The organism is Paenibacillus sp. Soil766, assembly GCF_001428105.1.
Classification (GTDB): domain Bacteria; phylum Bacillota; class Bacilli; order Paenibacillales; family NBRC-103111; genus Paenibacillus_E.
This window is the reverse complement of record NZ_LMSJ01000037.1, coordinates 1-20,158: the sequence shown is the minus strand read 5'-3', so window position 1 is coordinate 20,158 and position 20,158 is coordinate 1. Positions and strand designations below refer to the sequence as shown.

Below are 20,158 nucleotides of genomic sequence, written 5' to 3'. Positions count from 1 at the left end.
CCACATAGAACCCAGACACCGTAACTCCTATTTAACAAACATTTTGAAATCCTGCGAATGAGCGAGCATTCGTGAGAAAATCCCTATTCTCTGAGGGAGCACAAAAGGCTGCACGCGGCAGCCTAGATGTTTGGGATTTAAATATAGTTTCTCGTTACTTTAACCTTGTCGTCCCGATACTTCAACCGCTTGATCTTTTATTATTTATCCATGACTGAATAGTACAGATTAGTGCAAATGTTGAGATAATAAAAACCATAATACTCAAGAAAAAGTATATACCACCCAAACCAAGAAATGCCCACGATGCAAGACCACTAAAGAATGCTATTAATAATAGGACAAATACGCTAGAGACATACACTAGTGTCTTTCCTCTAATCATGCCTTCACTTTTTCCAAACCGTGTCTCAAAATTTTTATCCATAAATCGAATCACCCCGAAAGTGAATGATTGAGCTATCGTCTCCCATTAGCGCAATGATCAAGTTTTCAAATTGTTTTACTTAGAACATTCAATTACATAAAAAAATGTTCCTTCTCCATATCCATCTTTCACTCCATGAACTAATACATTATGAAATCCATTAGACTTGATTGTATTCTCAAATTCTTCTAGAACGTAAAGACGAAGTGGAAAATCCATTATTTCCGTTTTTTCAATTTGCCCATTTACAACTGATTGATATTTGAACTCGGTAGTCAGCAAACTCTCTACCTCGTTATATTGAACTTTTTTGTATGTAATAATCAATTCATCCTCGAACTGCTTCCTTTCCGTTTCTACCCATTCAGGAAGCTCTTTGATTCCACTGTGTTTTAACATAATTGTTAAAAGCAATTTCCCATTACTTTTTAGAGCAGATTTCAAATTATGAAGACTCTTGTTAACCAATGCATCAGGCAAAAGAGAAAATGAACCAAACGGGATTATGATTAGATCATATGTATGTTTCCCTTTGTACTCTTCAATTTTCTCATACCAAACATTTGGCTTTAGATTTAGTTTCTCCCCTTTTGTTTTACATACTTTAAGCATTTCTTCACTAATATCAAAACCTTCAATACTAATCCCCTTTTGCATGAAAGGGATAAGCATTCTTCCGTTCCCGCACATTGGCTCCAGTACTCTCATATTCTTGTCTTTAACAAAAGAAAGGTAAAAATCCAGTTCTTTTCCTTCAGAAATTGATTTACTGCTTTCATACAATTTAGTGCATAGTTCTCCGTAATAATCAGACATATAATTACTCTCCCTATAGTTATCTAGTTAGTAAGTTATTCAATACAAAGTTCAACTCTCCTGCCCAATCGCATACTGACAAAAAAGCAGCTGCCGCCGGGCAAACTGCTCCTATGATGGGTTGAACTAAAGTTCCTACGTTACTTTAATAACAAATATCTGAATACGAAGGACAAAATAAATTGTTCAAAGTAGTACACATTTTTACCGAGACTTACTACTCTGGGACATCTATATATTCTGATACTCTAGCTTTAAGTATTTCAATTAGTTCTTCATCCATATAACCATAATCGTCGGGTATATCTAGGTTCCAGATCGACTTTTCAATAAGTGTTGATCCAAATTTATGTTTGAGTCGGCTCAAATGCTTTTTTTCCATTACAAATATGAGATCTGCCCAACCAATGTGTCCACTTGTTACCTTAATCCTAGCACCATCTTCTGTCCCAGCAGACCTCACATCATAACCATTGTATTTATGGAATATTTTTTCGGCTGTTGGGCTTCTCCATTTGTTTCTGCTACATATAAACAAAATTTTTATGTTAATCATCCTCTTATCAAATTCACTGATTTTTACCACTCTATGGATAATAATAAACTAAACGTGGCGTCTACGTTTGCAATCTGCTCCCTGTTTATTGTGCTATCGTTTCCCGTTAGGGTTCACGAAATTGTGGAGACGTTTTCGATGCGTTATGTGTTAATTGAGTACTCATTTTAATATGCGTCTTTCATTATCTCCAATATTTTTCGGGTAATTTTTTCTCTCATTTCACCATGTTGTTCATCGTTAAACTGATGTTCAGGGTCACTCCACATCTCCTTTGGATACTGCCATACAGGCATTTTTCGGCGCGCTTCTGGCTCCCACTCATATCTTGGGAATATATGAGCGTGTAAATAAGAATCACTGTTACCGTAAATTGAATAGTTTACTCGCAGTGGTTTGCACAAATATTCAATAGCTTCTCCAATTATACTCATATCTAATAAATATTCAGAACGCTGTTTGAATGTAAGTTCAGTTAATATATTCGCTTTTGGTAACGCTGTTAATACACAATATCCTGGTAAAAACTGTGTATCACCAATTCCAACAAAACCACTTCTCATTTTAACTATTGCTAATGGATTCTCACCTTTTTCATATGCCGCAATTCTATCCTTCTTCCACTCCTCGCTTACTTGCATTTTACATCCTCCGCGCTCTTTAAAATTTGTTATAAATGAATTTAATGGTAATCTTCTAAAAATCTTCACCTCGCTGTTATCTAATGGTTGGTTCTTTTAATAAGAGTATAATGCATTTAATTTTGGATATTAATGGATTTTTATTAGCGTGGCATGGATTTTTGTTATTGATGAATCCTTCCCTTTAGCTCAATGAAAAAACAGCCGATCAGAGTGGCCGGCTGCCGCGGTATCATTATTGTGCTATAGTTAACCGTTAGTTCAATTAAATACCCCAATCTATCGGGTAGATTCCAAGCGCAATTATAAACGTTCATTAATTTTAATTAACAATTCCTTTAAGATTTGTTTCTCCTCTTCAGAAAGGACTTGTACGATTTCGTCCTCCACTTTTTGAAAGGATTCATTAAAGTCCTCGATCAATTCAACGGCCTTTGGCAAAACATAAATATTTTTTTGTCGTTCATTATTGACTGGGATTTTCCGCTCGATGAATCCTCTTTGCTCAAGACCTTGAAGCATACCTGTGATACTAGCCCCGCGTAGATGAAACCGATCAGCAAGATCCCTCTGAATTAATTCAGTTTCTTGGTTCTCGTAGATATAGCCAATTATTTTTCCTTGTTGAGCGTTTAGCCCTAACTCTTTTATGCTCTCGTCCGCTTTTTTCTTTAACTTAAGGCCAATGACCTGAAACAAATCCAGATAAGGCGTATTCTTGTGTGGCTTCATGAGCGTACCTCCTCATATTATTAGAAAACTAACTGTTAGTAAGTAAACTATACAAATACCCAGGTTTTATGTCAATTAAATATTAGTTTGTTGACAGTTAGTTTCCTAACAGTTATACTTCGAAGTGTTTCAAGGCGTATCCAAGGAGGAATAACAATATGAAGAATATAGTCCAAAGCTCATCTGCAGAAAAAATTACTGCGATTACGAATGTGCGTATTTTCGATGGAGAAAAAGTAATAGAATCAAGGAGGATTGTCATCAAAGGGGAAACCATTGTTTCAGTAGGTGGAGACATTCCGGCGAATGCAACAATCATCGATGCTGAGGATGCAACATTATTGCCCGGCTTAATTGACGCGCATGTTCATACTTCCATCGGTGGATTACGGGATGCATTAAATTTCGGTGTGACGACAGAACTCGAAATGAACGGTGACTTTACAGAAAGAGGTCGTGCGATCCAATTGAAAAATACGGATGACATTGCTGATGTCCGTTCTGCAGGTACGGCAATCACCGCTCCTGGTGGTCACCCGGATGAATTACTGCCAGATGGGGATGAGATTCCAGAATTCGTATTAAAGGAATTGGAGAAGTTATCGAAGGAAGACCGGGAGGCTATGCTAGCTGCTTACGCCCACGATCACGAAGAAGTGCCGCAAGTAACAACGGTGGAAGAAGCGATTAAACATGTACATACCCAGGTGGAGAATGGAGCCGACTATGTAAAAATTATGATTGAAGAAGGAACAGTCATGGGCGCTCCTGGATTGCCTGTTTTAAGCGACGAAATTCTAAAAGCAGCGGTGGACGAAGCCCATAAGTTCGATAAAATCGTCATCGCCCACGTCTTGACTGCCCATTCTTCCCAAACCGCCATCGATCTTGGCGTAGACGGATTGGGCCACCTGTTTATCGATAGGCCCGATTACACGCCGGAGCTAGTGCAATCCATCGTCGAATCTGGCGCGTTTGTTACACCGTGCTTGGTTTTGAACTCATCCATTCTCGGGAACCCAGCATCGCAATTGGCGAATGACTCACGTGTTCATTCCAAATTAAGTCCGGAATGGATCGATATTTTGAACTCTAGCTTTAATACTTTCCCGCAAGGCAAAATAGAAAATAGCTTTAAAAATGTGATGGATCTTCACAGGGCCGGTGTGGATATTCTGGTCGGGACGGATGTCGCCCCCGTCCCCGTTCCGAACCTTGGCGGCCTTGCTCATGGAGCCAGCGTACATCATGAATTGCAATTACTGGTTACAGCTGGGTTCACTCCAATAGAAGCACTTCAATCGGCTACCTCGAAACCGGCCCGCAGATTCGGTCTTAATGATCGTGGCCGTATTGCCGAAGGTGCGCGCGCAGACCTAGTGCTGGTCAATGGCGACCCGACTACCAATATCTCGGATACCCTATCTATAAAAGCTATATGGTTCAAAGGTGTACAAAAACAAAGTTAATTATCTCTACTTTTTTGTGTGGGCACTCTACTTCGAAGAGTACCTTGATATTCGACTTTGTAATTAACTGCCCGATAGCTTAACGAGGCCACCGCGTTAACCGGCAGCCTCGTTTCTGGTTGAGCTATAGTTCTCCGTTAGTTGAATTGTCATGCCGAATCTCCCGCAGCGTTAGGACTTTTTTTATTTACTGTATCCTATATAGTCACTTGCAAAAAATGTAACATCCTCAGTAAATTCTAATTGTTTGTTTACTCTTGTTTCACTTACTGTAACTCTCCAATTTAAACCATGTTCAGTAAATACCAACCTAGCGCTTTTAATTTCATATTTCCCCGCCCCCAAATGAGAGTACACTTTCTGCTTTGCTTCTCTTTGTAAGATAAGAATCCCCATGTAACAAACAACCATTAAAACAAACAAACTCCACATGATTCTCTTCATCATTACAACTCCTTGAATAATCTCAAATAATTAGACGGAGTTATATTTACAAATGTTTCAAATTCCTCATAATGCCCGCCATTTAGAAAGGAGTTTGTTCCATTATTCTGCCTGTTAGCGTAACGCGGCTGACATACCACTCGGTCTGTTATTAGCCCCCCTGCTCGTTAGCTCAACCAGCCAAGATTACATATCCATCCATATCAATTCGTGATGGGTCGGGAATGTCATAATGTTCTTGTCAAAATCGGGAATGTCCTCAAGTTCTTGTCATCTAATTTTGTTTTTTTGAAGGGCCGTGTAGAATTTGTTTCCATATGGTCTTTTCATTTGGAGGGTAACGCTATGATGGGTGTAGATAAGAACAAACAAGATCAATTGATGTATATAAGTCTGGATGATCTCGTGCCTAAAGAACACTTGCTTCGGGTGATCAAGAATAAAATCGACTTCTCATTCATTTATACAAAAGTTCAACACCTCTAATCGCCTAATGGACGTAAATCCATTGATCCTGTTCTTTTGATGATAATGTTGCTCATCGGATATTTGTTTGGAATTGCTTCGGAGAGGAAGTTAGAACAAGAAATCGTTGTAAATCTTGCTTATCGTTGGTTTCTTGGGCTGGAAGAATAATTCATGCAGAACACGATTACCTTGACTCGTCTTGACATGCTTGACCTTCCCTCCAGAGCCTACGTCAACAGGTGCAATCCCTGCAAACCGCGCAAGCTGATTGGCAGAAGCAAACCAATTAATGTCGCCAATTTCTGCAACGAATGAAGCAGATGCCACAAGGTCAATCCCTGTCATTGAATCAAGTTTATAGCCAAACAAGTACAACATTAGATCAATCTAGACCATGATGTGGACGACTTTGAGTTTTGGTATCACGACATATCAAGTGAACTTAAACAGAGTTAAACAGAGTAATGACAGGATGTATCATAGATTTAACATTTTCATTGAAAAGGATTTAAGTACCGCAAATAAAGTTATTCGTAATCTGGAAAAACTTACGTTGAATATAGAGGACTTTCATTTCTTGTGAATGATTTTGTATCATGATCTCACAACAATACCGAAAGAAAATAGAAAACAATTGGTAGATACAATTTCCAATTTAATGGCTAGTGCAATATAATACCGCATAACTCCGCCGCGGCACATTGTCGGCGGATATTTTTTTACAAGAAGAAACCACCCTACGATGGTTAGTCGCAAGGTGGTTAAGATTTATTCCTGTTTGAGAAGAGCTATCAGCTTTTCATTCCCTACCTGGTTGGCGAAATCAAGAGGGGATCTACCAGCTTTGTTTTTGGTCAAAACATCTGGTTTATACTGCATAAATAGCTCCACCATATCATAATACTTTCCTTTGCAATTAAAGACCGCAGTCCATAAGGCATTGTTTCCATATTTATCCCTTATGTTTATATCCCCACCTTTCTTTAAAATCTCTTGCGCTACAACAATCTCTGGAAAGGTACTGATGTAATGTAATGGGGTTTGACCGTCTGCGTTAGTCATAGAAACATCTATTCCGTTCTTTAAAAGAAACTCTGCAATATCAAAATTCCGACCAGCAATTGCAATATATATTTTTTATGCCACTCACTGTATTTGTAGTCTGGTATATGTCCCATATCCCATTGTCCTGCCCTTGATTTAGTTGTATCCCAAAATAATTCTTCCCCTGTATTTGGATCGTAAACTCTTCCATCAGCATCTTTAGCATTTTCCCAAACCTCATCAACCTGTCCATTTCCATATTTCGGTCTGTTTGTGGGGTCTGAATATGGCTTTCCGTTGCTCTTATAATATTGATATAAATCACTACTCTTATCATTCATTTCGGCTGCAAATGATCCTTCAAATCCAGCAAGTACCATTACACCAGCACTTCCAACTGCAACAACACAACCTCCACCTGCTGTTACCAAACAGCCTCCGCCGCCAACACCTGTTCCAGTCGCACCCAACGCTGCTAAAAAGGCTGATCCCGTCTCTGCAACTGAATAACCCCAGCTCTGAGCTGCAAAGTAATCAGGTTCTTCTTGAGTCCATCCCATGGCATCATCAACTTTATGGACTACATAGTCGTAGCCACCAAAGGTAATTGTGTTCGCCAATGCATCTAAAAAACCAGAGAGCTTATGATACCATTTGTGTCCAGTCGGGTCTGTAAACGTTAATGGATTATTCCCAACATAGGTATAAAGATTCATGGTTAGCGGATTATCAATCTGACCCTTATAACTATCCTGAATGATAAACCGCTACTCTACTTCTCAAAATTATACAGCATTTCCCTTTAGTGTTACAGGCGGCAATACATACGCCGTCTTGTTCTTCATCATTTTGAACACGATATTGACCAACTTCCTCATTATACAGACGATCGCTTGCCCCTTGGTCTTTCCTTCGGACTGCTTCTAAGCCGTTGTTTGCGTTGTTAGCGATACAGCGGCAGACAAAAAGAAACCACCCTAGGATGGTTAGTCGTAAGGTGGGTTTCCATTACATTCAGACCTTCTGCGTTTTGAGGCTCAACAAATAAAATTATTGATAAACCCTAATATCACTTGATAAATTCTTCATACTCTTGCGATTCTAAAATTCGTTCATGTCGTATCCAACTCATCTCTTCTATATCTAAAGCTTTCTTAAAATCATCCTTTATATGGAAAGCAGCTCCGATATCCTGTGCATTCTCTATATTTAAAAGTCTTTTCAAACTATTGATTTGGATTTCATCCAATCCAAACAAAGAAAACTTATCTACATTACTCCTATCAAAAATGTATTTATATTCTTCTTCAAATGTATTGTTGCTTTTTAACTCTTCTCTTAATCCATCTAGTATTCCACTAAATAATAGTTGTGAGAATTTCTTGTCAGGATTTCTTTCCATTGCAATCTCATGTAATATTTCCTCTTCAAACTCAAGTGAAATGTGGACATCTGCCACTTCCTCCCCTCCATAAAATAACCGATAACCCCAAAAGTGATCTTCAAAATTATAAAAATATAGAATTGGCGCTTGTTTGGATATGTTATATATGTATTCTGGAGCTTCGTAATCTTCCATGTAATTATCTTTAGTGAGAAGCAACATCCATTCTTTATTTAATTGCTTTAGTAAAGCTCCTGACGGGGCAAGTTGTTTAACTATTTCCCAATTTGTATTTAAAAATAAATTCCCAGAAGTAAATTCACTCATCTTTGACTTCTCCTTCATTTTAATAATTATGGGTGCGCAGAAGTACAGCAAAGCGGTTAATGTACTAAATTACAGCAATACAGCGGCAGATTAAAAAGAAAGCCGCCTTAGCACGGCGTCTAGTGCTGTTTGGGTTTAGGAAACTCTGTAAAACGCTACAATTCAAAGATAAACACGATTACAATAAAACATAATATTGAAAAATGTATAATGCGATACCACTTCAGTTTATTTGATATTATCAAAATAAAGTATGTAGTTGTTGAGCATATAACAGCACACATTACTGAGATTATCTTATTATATAAATCCATCTTAAAAAAAGTATTAGCATCTGGAACGACTTTTGGATTCAACAAGTTATACACGTTATATGTGATGAAATCATTTAGTAAAACATAAAAAAACAGACTAAATAAAACAAGGTTATAAAGAAAAAAGGGAATGCTTTTCAACACCTTAATAACCATACATCTCCTCCATAATTGATAAAAAAGGCCATAATACATAAGAGAATTATGGCCTTAAACACTTACAATTGCGTACTCATAAATCCTCAAGCTTCTTCTTAGTAGCAGCTAATTGGTCAAGGAAGTTTTGCTTTAATTCGTGATTTTTAGGGTTATTTTTGTCTCGGAAATCAACCTTCCCTTGATAACGGGTATACACTGATAAAATTGATCTCCTTATTTCAGTTTGTTCTCTAGATAACTCTAAATCGGCAAATAAATTTATTATCTTCTTGTTCTCGAGAGAAAATAGAATCAATGAACTAATTCCATTTTCTATTAAAGATACTACCTCATAAGCTCTTCGATTAAACTCAAGAGTTTCCATATACATTTTTCTCCCGTTTTATATTATTTTTTCTTTCTCTTTCCACCACTTCCACTTTTCTTCTTACCATTACCATCATCATCACCAAAATAATAGTTATCAATATAATTCTGGGCCCCTAAAGTCGTAATAAGGTTACCTGTTGTTTTGTTGTAAAATAAATATAATATTTTCCCGTCGTCTATTGAGTTACCTTGTTAAGAAAGAGGACAACGAGTTTGATCACTAACAACACAATGCCTACTAAAACGAATACATCAAATAGAAACTTTATTTTCGGGTAAGCCAATTGCTTGCTTTCTTTGATCACTGTTTTTGTCAACTCCTCGTCACTCCTTAGTAACTCATCGATAGTTAACCCAAACAGATCGCTTATTTTAATAATGATTTCAATGCCTGGGTAGTTTTGACAATTCCCCCATTTCGAAACCGACTGCCTAAGGCTGCACGTGGCAGCCCTTTTAGGTATGTTCAACTAGCTTGCTGCGTTAGTTAATAGATTGATTAGTCCTCATCTTTAATCCTGCCAAATTCAATTTTTGATGGTGTATCCTTATCTAAGTATTTATAAGCGTTTAGTATGTCAGGGGTGTACTTCTCGGTCAGTGCAATACCTTGAATCATTTTTTCTCGGTCAGAAGGACTCACCGCTAATAATTCATATTTACAGTTTTCGCAAAAAAGACGCCAGTAATCGATCTCCTCAACTAATCGAGTAATACTGTATTTCCCCTCATGAAGGCACTTAGAGCACATCAAATTCAAACTAAACATTATATCCCAACCTTTCATTCGAGTTGTGCGTACAACTATCATACCTATCATTTTAGTGTCACTCTCTTCCAAACAACATTATCCAATTCGTAATGAGGAATGCTCAGTTTATTTGATAGATTTCTGGCTATTTTTCTCGGGGCAAATTTGTCCAATTCAACCATTGAACCTACCCTTCGCTTAGATTTATAATAATCTATTCTTCCAACTTCCCCTAAAACCTCTATTAATACTAATACCTCAATCTCTGTGATTCAACTCCCATCATGGCGTGTAATGATTGGGTATACCCGCTTCATGGGCACTAGTGGCCTACGGGATCGCAATGTAATTTCATTTTCCAAAGGAGGCATACCCCTATGAGCAAAAAGGTCCAGTTGGAACAAGCTGCGAAACAAGTTGCTGAACAAAATAGTGCCCCGCCGTTTCTGCACGATCTGGGTCCTGAGAAGGGCCGCGAAACAGTCGATAAGGTGCAGTCCGAGCCTGTACACAAAGAGCCCGTGGATATCGAGGATTTGACAATTCCGGGTGGTCCGAAGGACGAGGTATCGATCCGTATCCTGAAACTGAAGAACGCACCGGAGCAACTGCCTGTTATCTTATACATTCATGGCGCTGGGTGGGTGTTCGGCAACTCGCACACGCACGATCGGCTAGTACGAGAATTGGCCATCGGCTCGCATTCGGCAATCTTGTTCGTTAATTACACGCGCTCGCCTGAAGTGAAGTACCCATTCGCGCTGGAGGAGATTTACGCGGTGCTGGAGTGGGTCTCCACCAGTGGGCAATCACACGGCCTCGACGCCAACCGCCTGACCGTTGCTGGCGACAGTGTTGGCGGCAATATGGCCGCCGCAATTACACTGGCCGCGAAGGAGCGCAGCGGGCCCGTCATTCACAAGCAACTGCTGTTTTACCCCGTCACAGATGCCTCATTTGAGACGGAGTCGTATCAGCAGTTTGCTGAAGGCTATTTCCTGCGCCGCGACGCGATGCAGTGGTTCTGGGAGCAGTACACGGCCGATCCGCGGCAGCGCAAAGAGGTCACGGCGTCGCCGCTGCGCGCCACGCTCGATCAGTTGAGCGGACTACCACCCGCGCTCATCATCACTGGAGAGGCGGATGTGCTGCGCGATGAGGGTGAAGCCTACGCGAATAAGCTGCGAGAAGCTGGCGTGCACGTGACGGCAGTGCGGTTTCAAGGCATCATCCATGATTTCGTGATGCTGCATGCCTTGGCGGATACCGCGGCGTGTCGCGGGGCGCTTTTGCTGGCGAATGCTTGGCTGAGGGAATGAACTTTATTTCACTATACACGGTTCATATCTGGGTATTTGGGGTAATTAACCGTATGCCGCAGTCGCCCAAGGCGGCTTGCCAACACTCAACTTTCCAGGAGGGATTGCCATGAGCAAACATATTATTGGCGTATTCAATACGGAAGAAGAAGCGATTCGCGTCATTAACCAATTGAAAGCAGCAGGATTTAATTCGGAGGAACTCTCGGTAGTGGGCCGCAACCATGATGATCTGGATCACGTTGAAGTAGCAACAGAGAGCAAAGCAGGAGAAGGTCTTGCAACAGGCGCGGCGACAGGCGGCGTGCTTGGTGGGGTAACGGGGCTGCTCGTGAGCATCGGCGCATTGGCGATTCCCGGAGTGGGTCCCATCATTGCAGCTGGTCCAATCGTGGCGATTTTAACAGGTGCAGCGGTTGGGGCAAGTGCAGGCGGACTGGTCGGCGGGTTGGTCGGACTCGGTATCCCCGAGGAAGAAGCAATTCAATATCACGAATATGTGCAAAACGGTAAAGTGCTCGTCCTCGTAAACAGCGACGCCGACCGCGCCAATCTGGCGTATCAGATTTTCCGCGACCACAAGTCGCTTAATGCGGATACGTACAGCCCGGACTACGGATACACAAGCAGTCCCTACGGCGCCAACGATCGCTATCGCAATAATTTTTAAATCTGCAGTGCGACATGCTCACAGCATGAAATACACAAAGTAACATAGATTGGAAAGCTGCCTGCTTATCCTGAGGGATAGGTGGGCGGCTTAGCAAGGAATCATGATGGCTTTATCCGATTGATTTTTTGACGAACAAGTATGACAAGGAATAACATCAGTGGAAGTCCAATCTGGAAAACTAAAAACCAGGGGGTTACCTTTTTTAATCCTAACCAAATATGATGGGTATACGTGGGAGATATAAGAGAGCATCCGAGGATGATGGCGCCGATCGGCACAACCCATTTTACGTAGCTAATGCCGGTTAACTTGTGTATACCAGTCACTGCGCCTACATAAAAAGCAGCCATTTTAATCCCCAAGCCCATAAACAAAATCAAAACAAAAAGGACGTCCATCCGTTCAAATACATCGATCAGCTCAATCAGCTGGATGATTTGCAGAAGTGGGATGGTGCTTTTTGCCACAAGTGTAGGCCCTAAAACAAGAAAGTTAAGTTGATTGATCATAATCAATAGACATACAACGAATGCATAAGCAAGTAAAATGGAGCGACGTATCTTTCTCCTTGATTTTAACATTGGTAAAAATACAAGAAAAAGAACAACCTGGCCAAACGGAAAGACTACAACCTCAGGAAATGCAGCATCCCATACAGGTTTCCAACCATATTCAAGAACAGGAAAAATTTGTTTGAAATCAATTAACCCTGTACCCCAAACCACTCCAACTAAAAATAAATAACTGAGGATCATTACCGGAAACAATGCAAGGCAGGTTAAGAATAGTACACGCGCCCCGTATCGCACCGTATTGCCTACAACAAGCAACCCAATTACTAATATAATAATAAGGGGAGTCCTATTCAATAAAACCAAAGTCGTTAATTCACCCAAATCACGTAAAACACGGGAAGCTTCATATGCAAAATAACAAGCAAAGGCTAGTCCGATGATCGTTCCGATCCATTTTCCGAAATAATGACGGCATAATTCAAAGAGATCCCGTTTCGAGTCTCTATAATAGATCGCCAAATGCAGGATAGTAAGTACTAGACCGACCGCCGCAGCAATCCCCAAAGCAATCCAAGCATCCTGTTTGGCTTTAGATCCGATCATAAACAACGTCGTGCTTCCAATTTCGAAAAGGATTAAAGTGCTCACAAGCTCCGGCAACTCGAGTGTCGTCTTATTCATTTACTTCCCTTCTTCCCCGTCTGGTAAGTCGTAGGAATTACTAATAAACCCAGGATGCTTAATTTTCACATTTACTTGAACATCAAGCTTTATCTCACCCAGCTCCTTTTCTTTCCAGTTTTCTTTGACTTCATTCCATTCTTTCGGATATTTCCGATGAACGTAGCCGGCAAAACCGGGAAGATCTGCCTTCAGCTTCCTTACCGCTTCCCAGCCAATATTGATATAGTTGTTTATTTCCTTCTCGATTTCATCTTCCAATTTCTCAATGAGCCTTGGTTCGGTAAGATCACCCTTGCAAGTTAATTCAGATAACCCCCCTTCTGCTTTTACCTTGATCTGCATCGTAAAGTGTTTCCCGTCTTTTATTGGCGTCACTTGCGTGCGGGCTGAAGAAATTCGGATTGACGCGTTTTTATTTTGCGGGTCGGACTCTGGGCAGCTAAATGTTATGCTGCTTCTCTTAATCTTGTCTGACAGCCAAGATACACCGTAGCTTTCTCGCCAGTTCATCCATCCCACTAAGCGGTCTCCTTCGAAAACACTCAAACGGGAAAGTTTTAACTTTTCTTTGGAGGAAGTTTTTTTAAAAATATCAAGAGACTCCAGTTCATTCCCTTCTTCACCAGCTATTACAATTTCGGGTACGCCTGCGGACTTTGAATCTGAACTTATTTGTTTAGCCAGCTCATACATTTTGATAGGCGGGAAGTATCCGGACAATCGCCCTTCCTTTTGCAGAATCTCCGATATGGCGGATCCAGGTAGGTTTTCGGGAGGAACAAGCTTCTTTAGAATGTCGCTAGCCTTGCCCTCGGAGATCACCACGTATACCGACTCTCGAGAATCGGTATTTCGAAAATAGAGATCAATAATGGGGCTTATCCCTTCCTTAGCAGCTTCTTGCCCGATAATCAGAACATTATTATGTGCAAAATATAAATAACGCGCATTTTCAAGATAGCTCCTATTAAGCGCATGACTAATCGTTTTTCCTTGCGTTGTGAACACATGAACCGCTGCTCCAGATCCTCCCGAACCACTAGTTGAACCAAGGGCAATAACTGACGGGACGATGACTTGGTAGGCCATCAGCCATTCCCCATTCGCTCGGTCAAAGCCTGTCGCAGACGTAATTCCAAGCTCATTCAATTCCATTCGATTCCAACAACCGGACAACAACGCCATACACATCAACATCATCATACAGAAGCAGAACCTGCGCATCTCACATCAATCTCCTTTATACATAATCCAATTAAAGCTCTTACTCTGTGGAATCCTGCTTTTTGGCGGTTTCTTCCTTAACGGAATTCTGTCTGACCCTATTTTGAACACTGATGGACGAAGGACGTGTCTTCATAGCCCGCCATGGCACCCGAATAAATGTATCTTTCAGGTTTGAGAGCCTCAGAGGAGCGAGCGGCGTCATATAAGGAACACCAAATGAACTCATCGAGATGAGATGAACAAGCAATGGCACGATTCCTGCCAAAATACCGAATATACCGAACATACCTGCAAGCAGCATGAGTAAGAAACGGACCAGCCGAACCGCAGATGACAAATTAATATTAGGCATTACGAAGCTCGCAATGGCCGTAAAGGATACGACTATAACCATCGCACCGGATACAAGCCCTGCCTGAACAGCAGCCTGGCCAAGCACAAGAGCACCTACTATTGAAATCGCAGGGCCGATTACCCTCGGCATTCGGACACCCGCTTCACGTATAACCTCAAATGTAACCTCCATTAGTAAGGCTTCAAGAAGTGCCGGCAGTGGGGTTCCTTCCCTTTGTGCTGCGAGACTGATCAATAATGTAGTAGGTAACATCTCCTGCTGGAAAGTCGTTACAGCAATATACATCGAGGGAAGCAGCAGAGCGATGATGAATGAAAACAAGCGGATGATTCGCAAAAAAGACGCGATATCATATCGTTGGTAATAATCTTCGCTGGATTGAAAAAACTTAAAAAAAGTAACTGGCGCTATTAATACGAATGGAGTCCCGTCAACCAATACCGCTACTTGGCCTTCTAACAGATTGCCTGCAACGGCATCTGGGCGTTCCGTATTGATCAAAGTCGGAAAGGGGGTGAACATTTTGTCCTGGATAAACTCCTCAATATAGCCGCTCTCCAGTACACCGTCGATTTCGATGGAATCGAGCCTTTTGAACATCTCATCCAATACTTCAGGATTCGCAAGTCCTTGAATATAGACAACAGACACCTTCGTCTGGGTATAACGGCCAATCAAGCGACTGTTAATTCGGAAATCCGGGGTTTGCAGTTTACGCCTCAACAAAGTAATATTCGTTGATATGTCTTCCGTGAAGCCTTCTTTGGGTCCACGAATAACTGTCTGTGAGGTAGGTTCCTCGACAGAACGCCTGACGCCACCCGATATGGTTACGGCAATCGCGCCATTTACACCATCGATGAGAACGACTGCTTCACCTCCCAAAATAGCCTGAAGGAGTGACTCCAAAGTAGTTACGTATCGGATGCCGCCGATCGGCAAATGCTGCTCTAAATTTTGTACAGGATTGGTCAAAAAGTCAGCGCTATTAGAACTTTGAGCTATTAATGCTTCCATTAATTCACTCAATTGCTCCTGATCAACCATCCCTTCAATGTAGCTGATTGCCATTAGGCTATTACAGGAAACAGCCTCCCCCAATTCCCGAATAATGAAATCAGAGCTGTAGCCGATGTTCGAACGCAGAACAGCAATCGTATCTGAGAGAGAGGAGCTCAGCGGTGCTTCACGGTTAGGCAAAGATTTCTGATCATGATCAATTCGGTCTGCTTTCATATGCAAAAGATTTTGAAGGAATACGAGAAATTTGCTCACACCAAGCCCCTCCCTGCTTATGACCGTTTTAGGTAATATTCTCCAATCTACTGTTTTTTATGCTGCACACAGAATAAACAAAGGCGACTTGGTTTCTTTATCCCAACTATAGGCTGGTTGGGCATGAATCCCGTAACACATGCGATAGTGTGCAAGACAAGAAGGTTAGAGGTTACCGGTGAGAATAATACAGGAGTGATGTCATGAGTCATTGGTGTGGATGTTTCAAAGAGAGAGAGCCATGCATAAACTTTTTTAGACCGTGGAGTACTTCATGGGGAGAGATTTAAAATCTTACTGGACGCGGCGAATCCGTTGTAGAACGACGAAACGGATCTCTGCGCAACCTTTCAAGTAATCAATTATGGCTTCCAAGTATTGTAAGTTCTGTTGTTCTGCCCATTAAGGGCCCTTGAACCTGACAAGAGCCTTACAATCGTTTAATTCCTACATACTTGCTATACAACCTGAAAATACAGTACCCCAGTAGGCCTCCAACACTATTCAGGATCAGATCATCCACATCAAAATTTCCCATGGAAAAAAAGACCTGCAGGCCTTCCAGGAGTAAGCTCAATCCAAGTGATTGCATAAATACTCCAATAAGCGAAATCATTTTTCTTTTAGACAACAATACAATAAAAATTCCATACGGCATGAAGGCCAAGATATTCCCGACTACATTGATTACTCCATGAATTGACGGAGTTAGAACGGTAACTGAAATTGTTCTAAACGGAATAAAATTACCATATAGCATTCGATGCATACTGTACACAGGGTTAGGGTTCTCTAGATTATTCTGTAGTCGATCCCACAGAAAGTCCGTATCAATCGAACCGTACTTAAATAAAATGATCCTAAATAAAGTAAGCATATACAAGGCAAATAGCACTGGCAGCACAATGCGATTCATTCGTTTCGTTAGTTTCATTTTTCTTGTCCTCACTTTTGAGCTTCAATTCAGTCATTTCAGTGTCACCCTTACTTCTTACTTCCAACTTAGTATAAGGAAAACTATTTAAATAAAAAGTGAGGTATTCTTAAAATTTTTCTTAAATCTCATAAATTCGAACTGACACGAAACCGGTTGACGGAGATTCTCCGGAGGAAATTGTCTATGTTCAACCTTTTCTAAATGTAAATCTTGAAAACAATCCTATTAAGAGAATACTAGACGAAAATAATACGCCAAGAAAATATATACTGAAACTATCAAATTTAACTGCGTATCCGACCCTAAAGGATTGAATTAACGGAAAATAATCCATAATGTCCAAGTACAGTTGAATTACAAATAACGAAAAAAAAGAAAATAGAGTACCAGTTACGATGGATACTACTACTATCCTTCCAATCTTCTCTGCCTTTAATTTTTGGTAAAACATAGAAGGCATAATCAAAACGATTGGGAGTGCACACCAAAAGTAATAAAGAACTGCGCCAATATAGGGGTTACCTAAATTATTAGAAAATAGTACGGCTCCAATAAATAATGATAGTAAGAGCGATATTATGACTGGGAAACAGCTTACAAGTAAAACAAAAAGTGTAACTTGAATGAATTTGCTTTTTTCAAAACCCATTAATTTTCATCTCCAGACACCTTGTTAATTCAATGATAAACGATTATTACGGACGTTTTAAATCAGGAGATAACGCTCTGCGTCACAAACTTCCCCCAACCTTATAATTCATACCCTCTATGATTTCTTTTTTCTGACTAGTTTGAAAATCAATACAATAAGTAGAATTAGGATGGCCACTGATATCAGTTGGAACATTGCCGTGCTCAATTCAAAGTGCAATAGAAACCCTCATTTCATAACAAATAATAATCAATTTTACCATAAACAGGGAAAATATCCCAATTTCCTTGTTCCACGCTCTACTTCACGCAAAAATATAGCTTCAGCAGATCTTGTTGTAAATTATTGTACATTAGGACGAGTTTCAAGAACGCGAGTTGCAGTCATGTATATGAATGGGATTGCCAATCCGCATGTAATCCGGACGATTGAACAGAGGATGAATAAGATTGATTTGGATAACGTGGAAGCTCCCGGTTTTATTCAGGAATATGTCCAAGAAAGTCGGTTTAGTTTATTTCCCCAAACAATGGTTACGGAAAGAGTTGACCGGACCCGAGCTTATTTAATGGAAGGGAAAGCCGCGATTCTCGCAGAAGGTTCACCTGAAGTAACAATTATGCCGGTATCCTTTTGGGCCTTTTTTCAATCACCGGATGATTATCAAATCAATTGGTTAATTGGCAGCGCTTATAGATTGCTGCGGATTTTTTGTTTTATTGTAGGTCTTGGTCTACCTTGGCTTTATGTATCACTTGTTTCCTTTCAAAATTATGTACTACCTCTTAATGTTGTTTTAACCTTTCAAGGCGCACTAAAGTATATCGCCTTGCAGCCGGCAGCTGAAGTGATTATTATGCTGTTTGCGCTTGAGATTTTACGGGAAGCAACGGTTAGACTTGCTTATCAAATTGGTCAAGCAATTGGTGTTGTTGGCGGCATCGTAATCGGAACGGCTGTCGTTCAATCGAATCTAGTTTCGAATACGGCCGTCATAGTGGCAGCGATAACTGGCTTGGCCTCGTTTATCATCCCTACCTATGAAATGAGCAGTTCCGTTAGATTCACTAGCTATATAATTCTACTGTTTTCCACGATTTTCGGGCTGGTCGGGTTCGTTTTTGCATTCTTCTGTCTAGCGATTTATTTATGTCGAATGCATACAATGGGACTTCCGTATTTTTATCCGTCCATGGTGGACAGTGATGTCAAAGACACGATATTCAGGGCGCCGACATGGCGATTACGTAAACTGCCTAAAGAAGCGGCACCAGTCAAACAACAGCGAGTGAGAAATTCTAGAAGGTGATATGGATGTTAAAAGAAGAATCGATTTCCAACCTGCAGCTCCTATATCTTGTAATGCTAACTCAAATCGGAACCCGAGTGTTGATTTTACCTTACGATGAGACAAAATATGCGGGGACTCATGGATGATTAGCCGTCCTTCTGGGAGGCTTAGCTGCTCAGTTTGGGATCATCCTACTCTGGTTGCTTGGGAAGAGGTATTCGAATCAAAACATTTTCCAATACCTCCAGAGCAGTCTTGGCAAAATGGATTGGCGGCGCGGTGACAGCCATATATGCCTTGTACTTTTTCTACTCGGCTTGCGTGGTGACGCTCATCTATTTGGATATTCTAAATCGTTGGGTGACACTTCGGACGCCATGGTGGGTACTGCTGCTCCTATTTCTTATTGCTAGCGGATATGCCGCCATGTCGTCATTGCGAGTACTTACATACATCAGCCAGCCGAAGAGTTGAAGTTACTAGGAAGAATTCCCAATTCCCCTTTAAACGCAAGTGTTGCTGTATTTGATGGTGCTACAGAAGAGCTATTAGCAAAAATGAAAATCGAAGGGAAAACGATCGCTAATTATTTAGTAGTCATGCTGAGGAGAGCGAAAGAACTAAACTATTTGCCGAAAGTAACGCTCTTCCGATTTATTATGGGCAAACAGGATCCCTATGTCGATTTTGCTTTGCCAATATTTAAAATGGAAGCTAACGATATTCAAACAGTTGGAACAGCCTTATTTCGGGAGGGCTCTTACTCAGGTGTTGATTTGAACTCCACGTTAACGAAATTAGCCGTCCTTTTTAACGAGGGTCGAGGGGCTGGCTCCTATATGATCATCGAGATCAACGGGGCTTCCTATCAGATCGTGGTTAAGAAACAAAACGGGATATTATCGTTAAGAAGGAAGGTAATACAATTAGCGAAATTAAACTGCCCTTAACCTTGCAAGTTTATTTAACTGATACAGGCAAAAGAAATAAGGCGCTGTCCGAAAATAAGCTAGACACCATTGAGAAAATGCTATCTGATGAATTAAATAAGCAAGCACTGGTAACCATTCAAACCTTACAAAAAGCAAACTGCGACTTCTTGGGTCTCGCACGGGAAATTCATGGTTATCATTATAAGGAATGGAATCAGATGAACTGGAGAGAGGAATATCCGAAACTAAACATTCGTCCGGAAATTAAGCTTAAAATCCTAAATTCAGGAGTTATGCTTTAGTAGGGTAAGACGAGGGATTACTCCCTCGGACTCCCCGTCAAACCGTGCATGCGGATTTCCCGCACACGGCTTTCCTTCGTCAGTTCCCCATCTTC

At 40.8% G+C, this 20,158-nt stretch carries 23 protein-coding genes and 3 pseudogenes; 9 read left to right on the top strand and 17 right to left on the bottom strand.

Translation table 11 applies throughout. The features are described from left to right. Nucleotides 1-502: 502 nt before the first annotated feature. The 4 genes from ASG89_RS26265 to ASG89_RS26250 form a co-directional block, all read right to left on the bottom strand. Entirely contained in the window at nt 503-1,243 is a 741-nt protein-coding gene (locus tag ASG89_RS26265; protein WP_057313985.1) for a class I SAM-dependent methyltransferase, read from the bottom strand. Between the two features lie 217 nt (nt 1,244-1,460). Then, nucleotides 1,461-1,790 (bottom strand): low molecular weight protein tyrosine phosphatase family protein, encoded by a 330-nt coding sequence (locus ASG89_RS26260; protein ID WP_200963549.1) that lies wholly within the window; start codon nt 1,788-1,790, stop codon nt 1,461-1,463. Nucleotides 1,791-1,966: 176 nt separating this feature from the next. Next, complete coding sequence (locus ASG89_RS26255) at nt 1,967-2,440, bottom strand: HIT family protein (RefSeq protein ID WP_057313982.1); 474 nt, start codon at nt 2,438-2,440, stop codon at nt 1,967-1,969. A gap of 303 nt (nt 2,441-2,743) precedes the next feature. Beyond that, nucleotides 2,744-3,172 (bottom strand): MarR family winged helix-turn-helix transcriptional regulator, encoded by a 429-nt coding sequence (locus ASG89_RS26250; RefSeq protein WP_057313981.1) that lies wholly within the window; start codon nt 3,170-3,172, stop codon nt 2,744-2,746. A 158-nt stretch (nt 3,173-3,330) separates the two neighbouring features. On the opposite strand from ASG89_RS26250, the gene ASG89_RS26245 reads away from it, so the two are divergent. Next, the gene (locus ASG89_RS26245; RefSeq protein ID WP_057313980.1) at nt 3,331-4,641 is read left to right on the top strand and encodes an amidohydrolase family protein; all 1,311 of its coding nucleotides are present in this window, start codon (nt 3,331-3,333) and stop codon (nt 4,639-4,641) included. A 183-nt stretch (nt 4,642-4,824) separates the two neighbouring features. Here ASG89_RS26245 and ASG89_RS26240 read toward each other — a convergent pair whose 3' ends face one another. Then, complete coding sequence (locus ASG89_RS26240; protein WP_157276810.1) at nt 4,825-5,088, bottom strand: hypothetical protein; 264 nt, start codon at nt 5,086-5,088, stop codon at nt 4,825-4,827. Nucleotides 5,089-5,430: 342 nt separating this feature from the next. Here ASG89_RS26240 and ASG89_RS38740 point away from each other — a divergent pair, with 342 nt between their 5' ends. Continuing rightward, nucleotides 5,431-5,571, top strand: coding sequence for a hypothetical protein (locus ASG89_RS38740; RefSeq protein WP_157276809.1), 141 nt, complete (start codon nt 5,431-5,433; stop codon nt 5,569-5,571). A gap of 39 nt (nt 5,572-5,610) precedes the next feature. Further along, nucleotides 5,611-5,655, top strand: a pseudogene (locus ASG89_RS38735) (hypothetical protein); the annotation flags it as partial. Nucleotides 5,656-5,661: 6 nt separating this feature from the next. Here the strand turns inward: ASG89_RS38735 and ASG89_RS26235 are convergent. From ASG89_RS26235 to ASG89_RS26200, 8 genes and pseudogenes are all read right to left on the bottom strand, one after another. Next, on the bottom strand, nt 5,662-5,898 hold the full coding sequence (locus ASG89_RS26235) for an IS110 family transposase (RefSeq protein WP_235549927.1): 237 nt from the start codon (nt 5,896-5,898) through the stop codon (nt 5,662-5,664). Nucleotides 5,899-6,321: 423 nt separating this feature from the next. Beyond that, the gene (locus ASG89_RS35835) at nt 6,322-6,654 is read right to left on the bottom strand and encodes an ankyrin repeat domain-containing protein (protein ID WP_414813288.1); all 333 of its coding nucleotides are present in this window, start codon (nt 6,652-6,654) and stop codon (nt 6,322-6,324) included. Then, nucleotides 6,636-7,313, bottom strand: a complete 678-nt coding sequence (locus ASG89_RS37215; RefSeq protein WP_057313976.1) for a GH-E family nuclease — start codon at nt 7,311-7,313, stop codon at nt 6,636-6,638. The genes ASG89_RS35835 and ASG89_RS37215 overlap by 19 nt, the downstream gene beginning before the upstream one ends. 69 nt (nt 7,314-7,382) lie before the next feature. Continuing rightward, a pseudogene (locus tag ASG89_RS38730) lies at nt 7,383-7,520 on the bottom strand (IS110 family transposase); the annotation flags it as partial. 146 nt (nt 7,521-7,666) lie between these two features. Continuing rightward, nucleotides 7,667-8,308 (bottom strand): hypothetical protein, encoded by a 642-nt coding sequence (locus ASG89_RS26220; protein WP_057313975.1) that lies wholly within the window; start codon nt 8,306-8,308, stop codon nt 7,667-7,669. A gap of 546 nt (nt 8,309-8,854) precedes the next feature. Continuing rightward, on the bottom strand, nt 8,855-9,145 hold the full coding sequence (locus tag ASG89_RS26210; protein WP_057313973.1) for a hypothetical protein: 291 nt from the start codon (nt 9,143-9,145) through the stop codon (nt 8,855-8,857). 193 nt (nt 9,146-9,338) lie between these two features. Continuing rightward, nucleotides 9,339-9,584 (bottom strand): annotated as a pseudogene (locus ASG89_RS26205) (helix-turn-helix domain-containing protein); the annotation flags it as partial. Between the two features lie 65 nt (nt 9,585-9,649). Continuing rightward, complete coding sequence (locus tag ASG89_RS26200; protein ID WP_235549926.1) at nt 9,650-9,961, bottom strand: hypothetical protein; 312 nt, start codon at nt 9,959-9,961, stop codon at nt 9,650-9,652. Nucleotides 9,962-10,278: 317 nt separating this feature from the next. Here ASG89_RS26200 and ASG89_RS26195 point away from each other — a divergent pair, with 317 nt between their 5' ends. Continuing rightward, nucleotides 10,279-11,220 (top strand): alpha/beta hydrolase, encoded by a 942-nt coding sequence (locus tag ASG89_RS26195; protein ID WP_057313971.1) that lies wholly within the window; start codon nt 10,279-10,281, stop codon nt 11,218-11,220. A gap of 109 nt (nt 11,221-11,329) precedes the next feature. Next, nucleotides 11,330-11,890, top strand: coding sequence for a general stress protein (locus tag ASG89_RS26190; protein WP_057313970.1), 561 nt, complete (start codon nt 11,330-11,332; stop codon nt 11,888-11,890). 101 nt (nt 11,891-11,991) lie between these two features. On the opposite strand, the gene ASG89_RS26185 is transcribed toward ASG89_RS26190, so the two are convergent. The 4 genes from ASG89_RS26185 to ASG89_RS26170 all read right to left on the bottom strand — a co-directional run bounded on the left by ASG89_RS26185 (nt 11,992) and on the right by ASG89_RS26170 (nt 16,883). Further along, a complete protein-coding gene (locus ASG89_RS26185) occupies nt 11,992-13,089 on the bottom strand; it encodes a GerAB/ArcD/ProY family transporter (RefSeq protein ID WP_057313969.1) in 1,098 nt (365 codons plus the stop codon). Next, nucleotides 13,090-14,295 (bottom strand): Ger(x)C family spore germination protein, encoded by a 1,206-nt coding sequence (locus tag ASG89_RS26180; RefSeq protein WP_057313968.1) that lies wholly within the window; start codon nt 14,293-14,295, stop codon nt 13,090-13,092. 61 nt (nt 14,296-14,356) lie between these two features. Continuing rightward, a complete protein-coding gene (locus ASG89_RS26175; RefSeq protein WP_057314034.1) occupies nt 14,357-15,910 on the bottom strand; it encodes a spore germination protein in 1,554 nt (517 codons plus the stop codon). A gap of 469 nt (nt 15,911-16,379) precedes the next feature. Beyond that, a complete protein-coding gene (locus tag ASG89_RS26170) occupies nt 16,380-16,883 on the bottom strand; it encodes a VanZ family protein (RefSeq protein WP_057313967.1) in 504 nt (167 codons plus the stop codon). 824 nt (nt 16,884-17,707) lie between these two features. Between ASG89_RS26170 and ASG89_RS26160 the strand changes: the two genes are divergently transcribed. The 4 genes from ASG89_RS26160 (at nt 17,708) to ASG89_RS26145 (ending at nt 20,063) form a co-directional block, all read left to right on the top strand. Next, nucleotides 17,708-18,847 (top strand): spore germination protein, encoded by a 1,140-nt coding sequence (locus ASG89_RS26160; protein WP_082593623.1) that lies wholly within the window; start codon nt 17,708-17,710, stop codon nt 18,845-18,847. Between the two features lie 162 nt (nt 18,848-19,009). After that, on the top strand, nt 19,010-19,303 hold the full coding sequence (locus ASG89_RS26155; protein ID WP_057313964.1) for a GerAB/ArcD/ProY family transporter: 294 nt from the start codon (nt 19,010-19,012) through the stop codon (nt 19,301-19,303). A gap of 83 nt (nt 19,304-19,386) precedes the next feature. Then, complete coding sequence (locus tag ASG89_RS26150) at nt 19,387-19,779, top strand: hypothetical protein (RefSeq protein WP_057313963.1); 393 nt, start codon at nt 19,387-19,389, stop codon at nt 19,777-19,779. Beyond that, nucleotides 19,728-20,063, top strand: a complete 336-nt coding sequence (locus tag ASG89_RS26145; protein WP_082593620.1) for a Ger(x)C family spore germination C-terminal domain-containing protein — start codon at nt 19,728-19,730, stop codon at nt 20,061-20,063. The genes ASG89_RS26150 and ASG89_RS26145 overlap by 52 nt, the downstream gene beginning before the upstream one ends. Nucleotides 20,064-20,158: the final 95 nt, after the last annotated feature.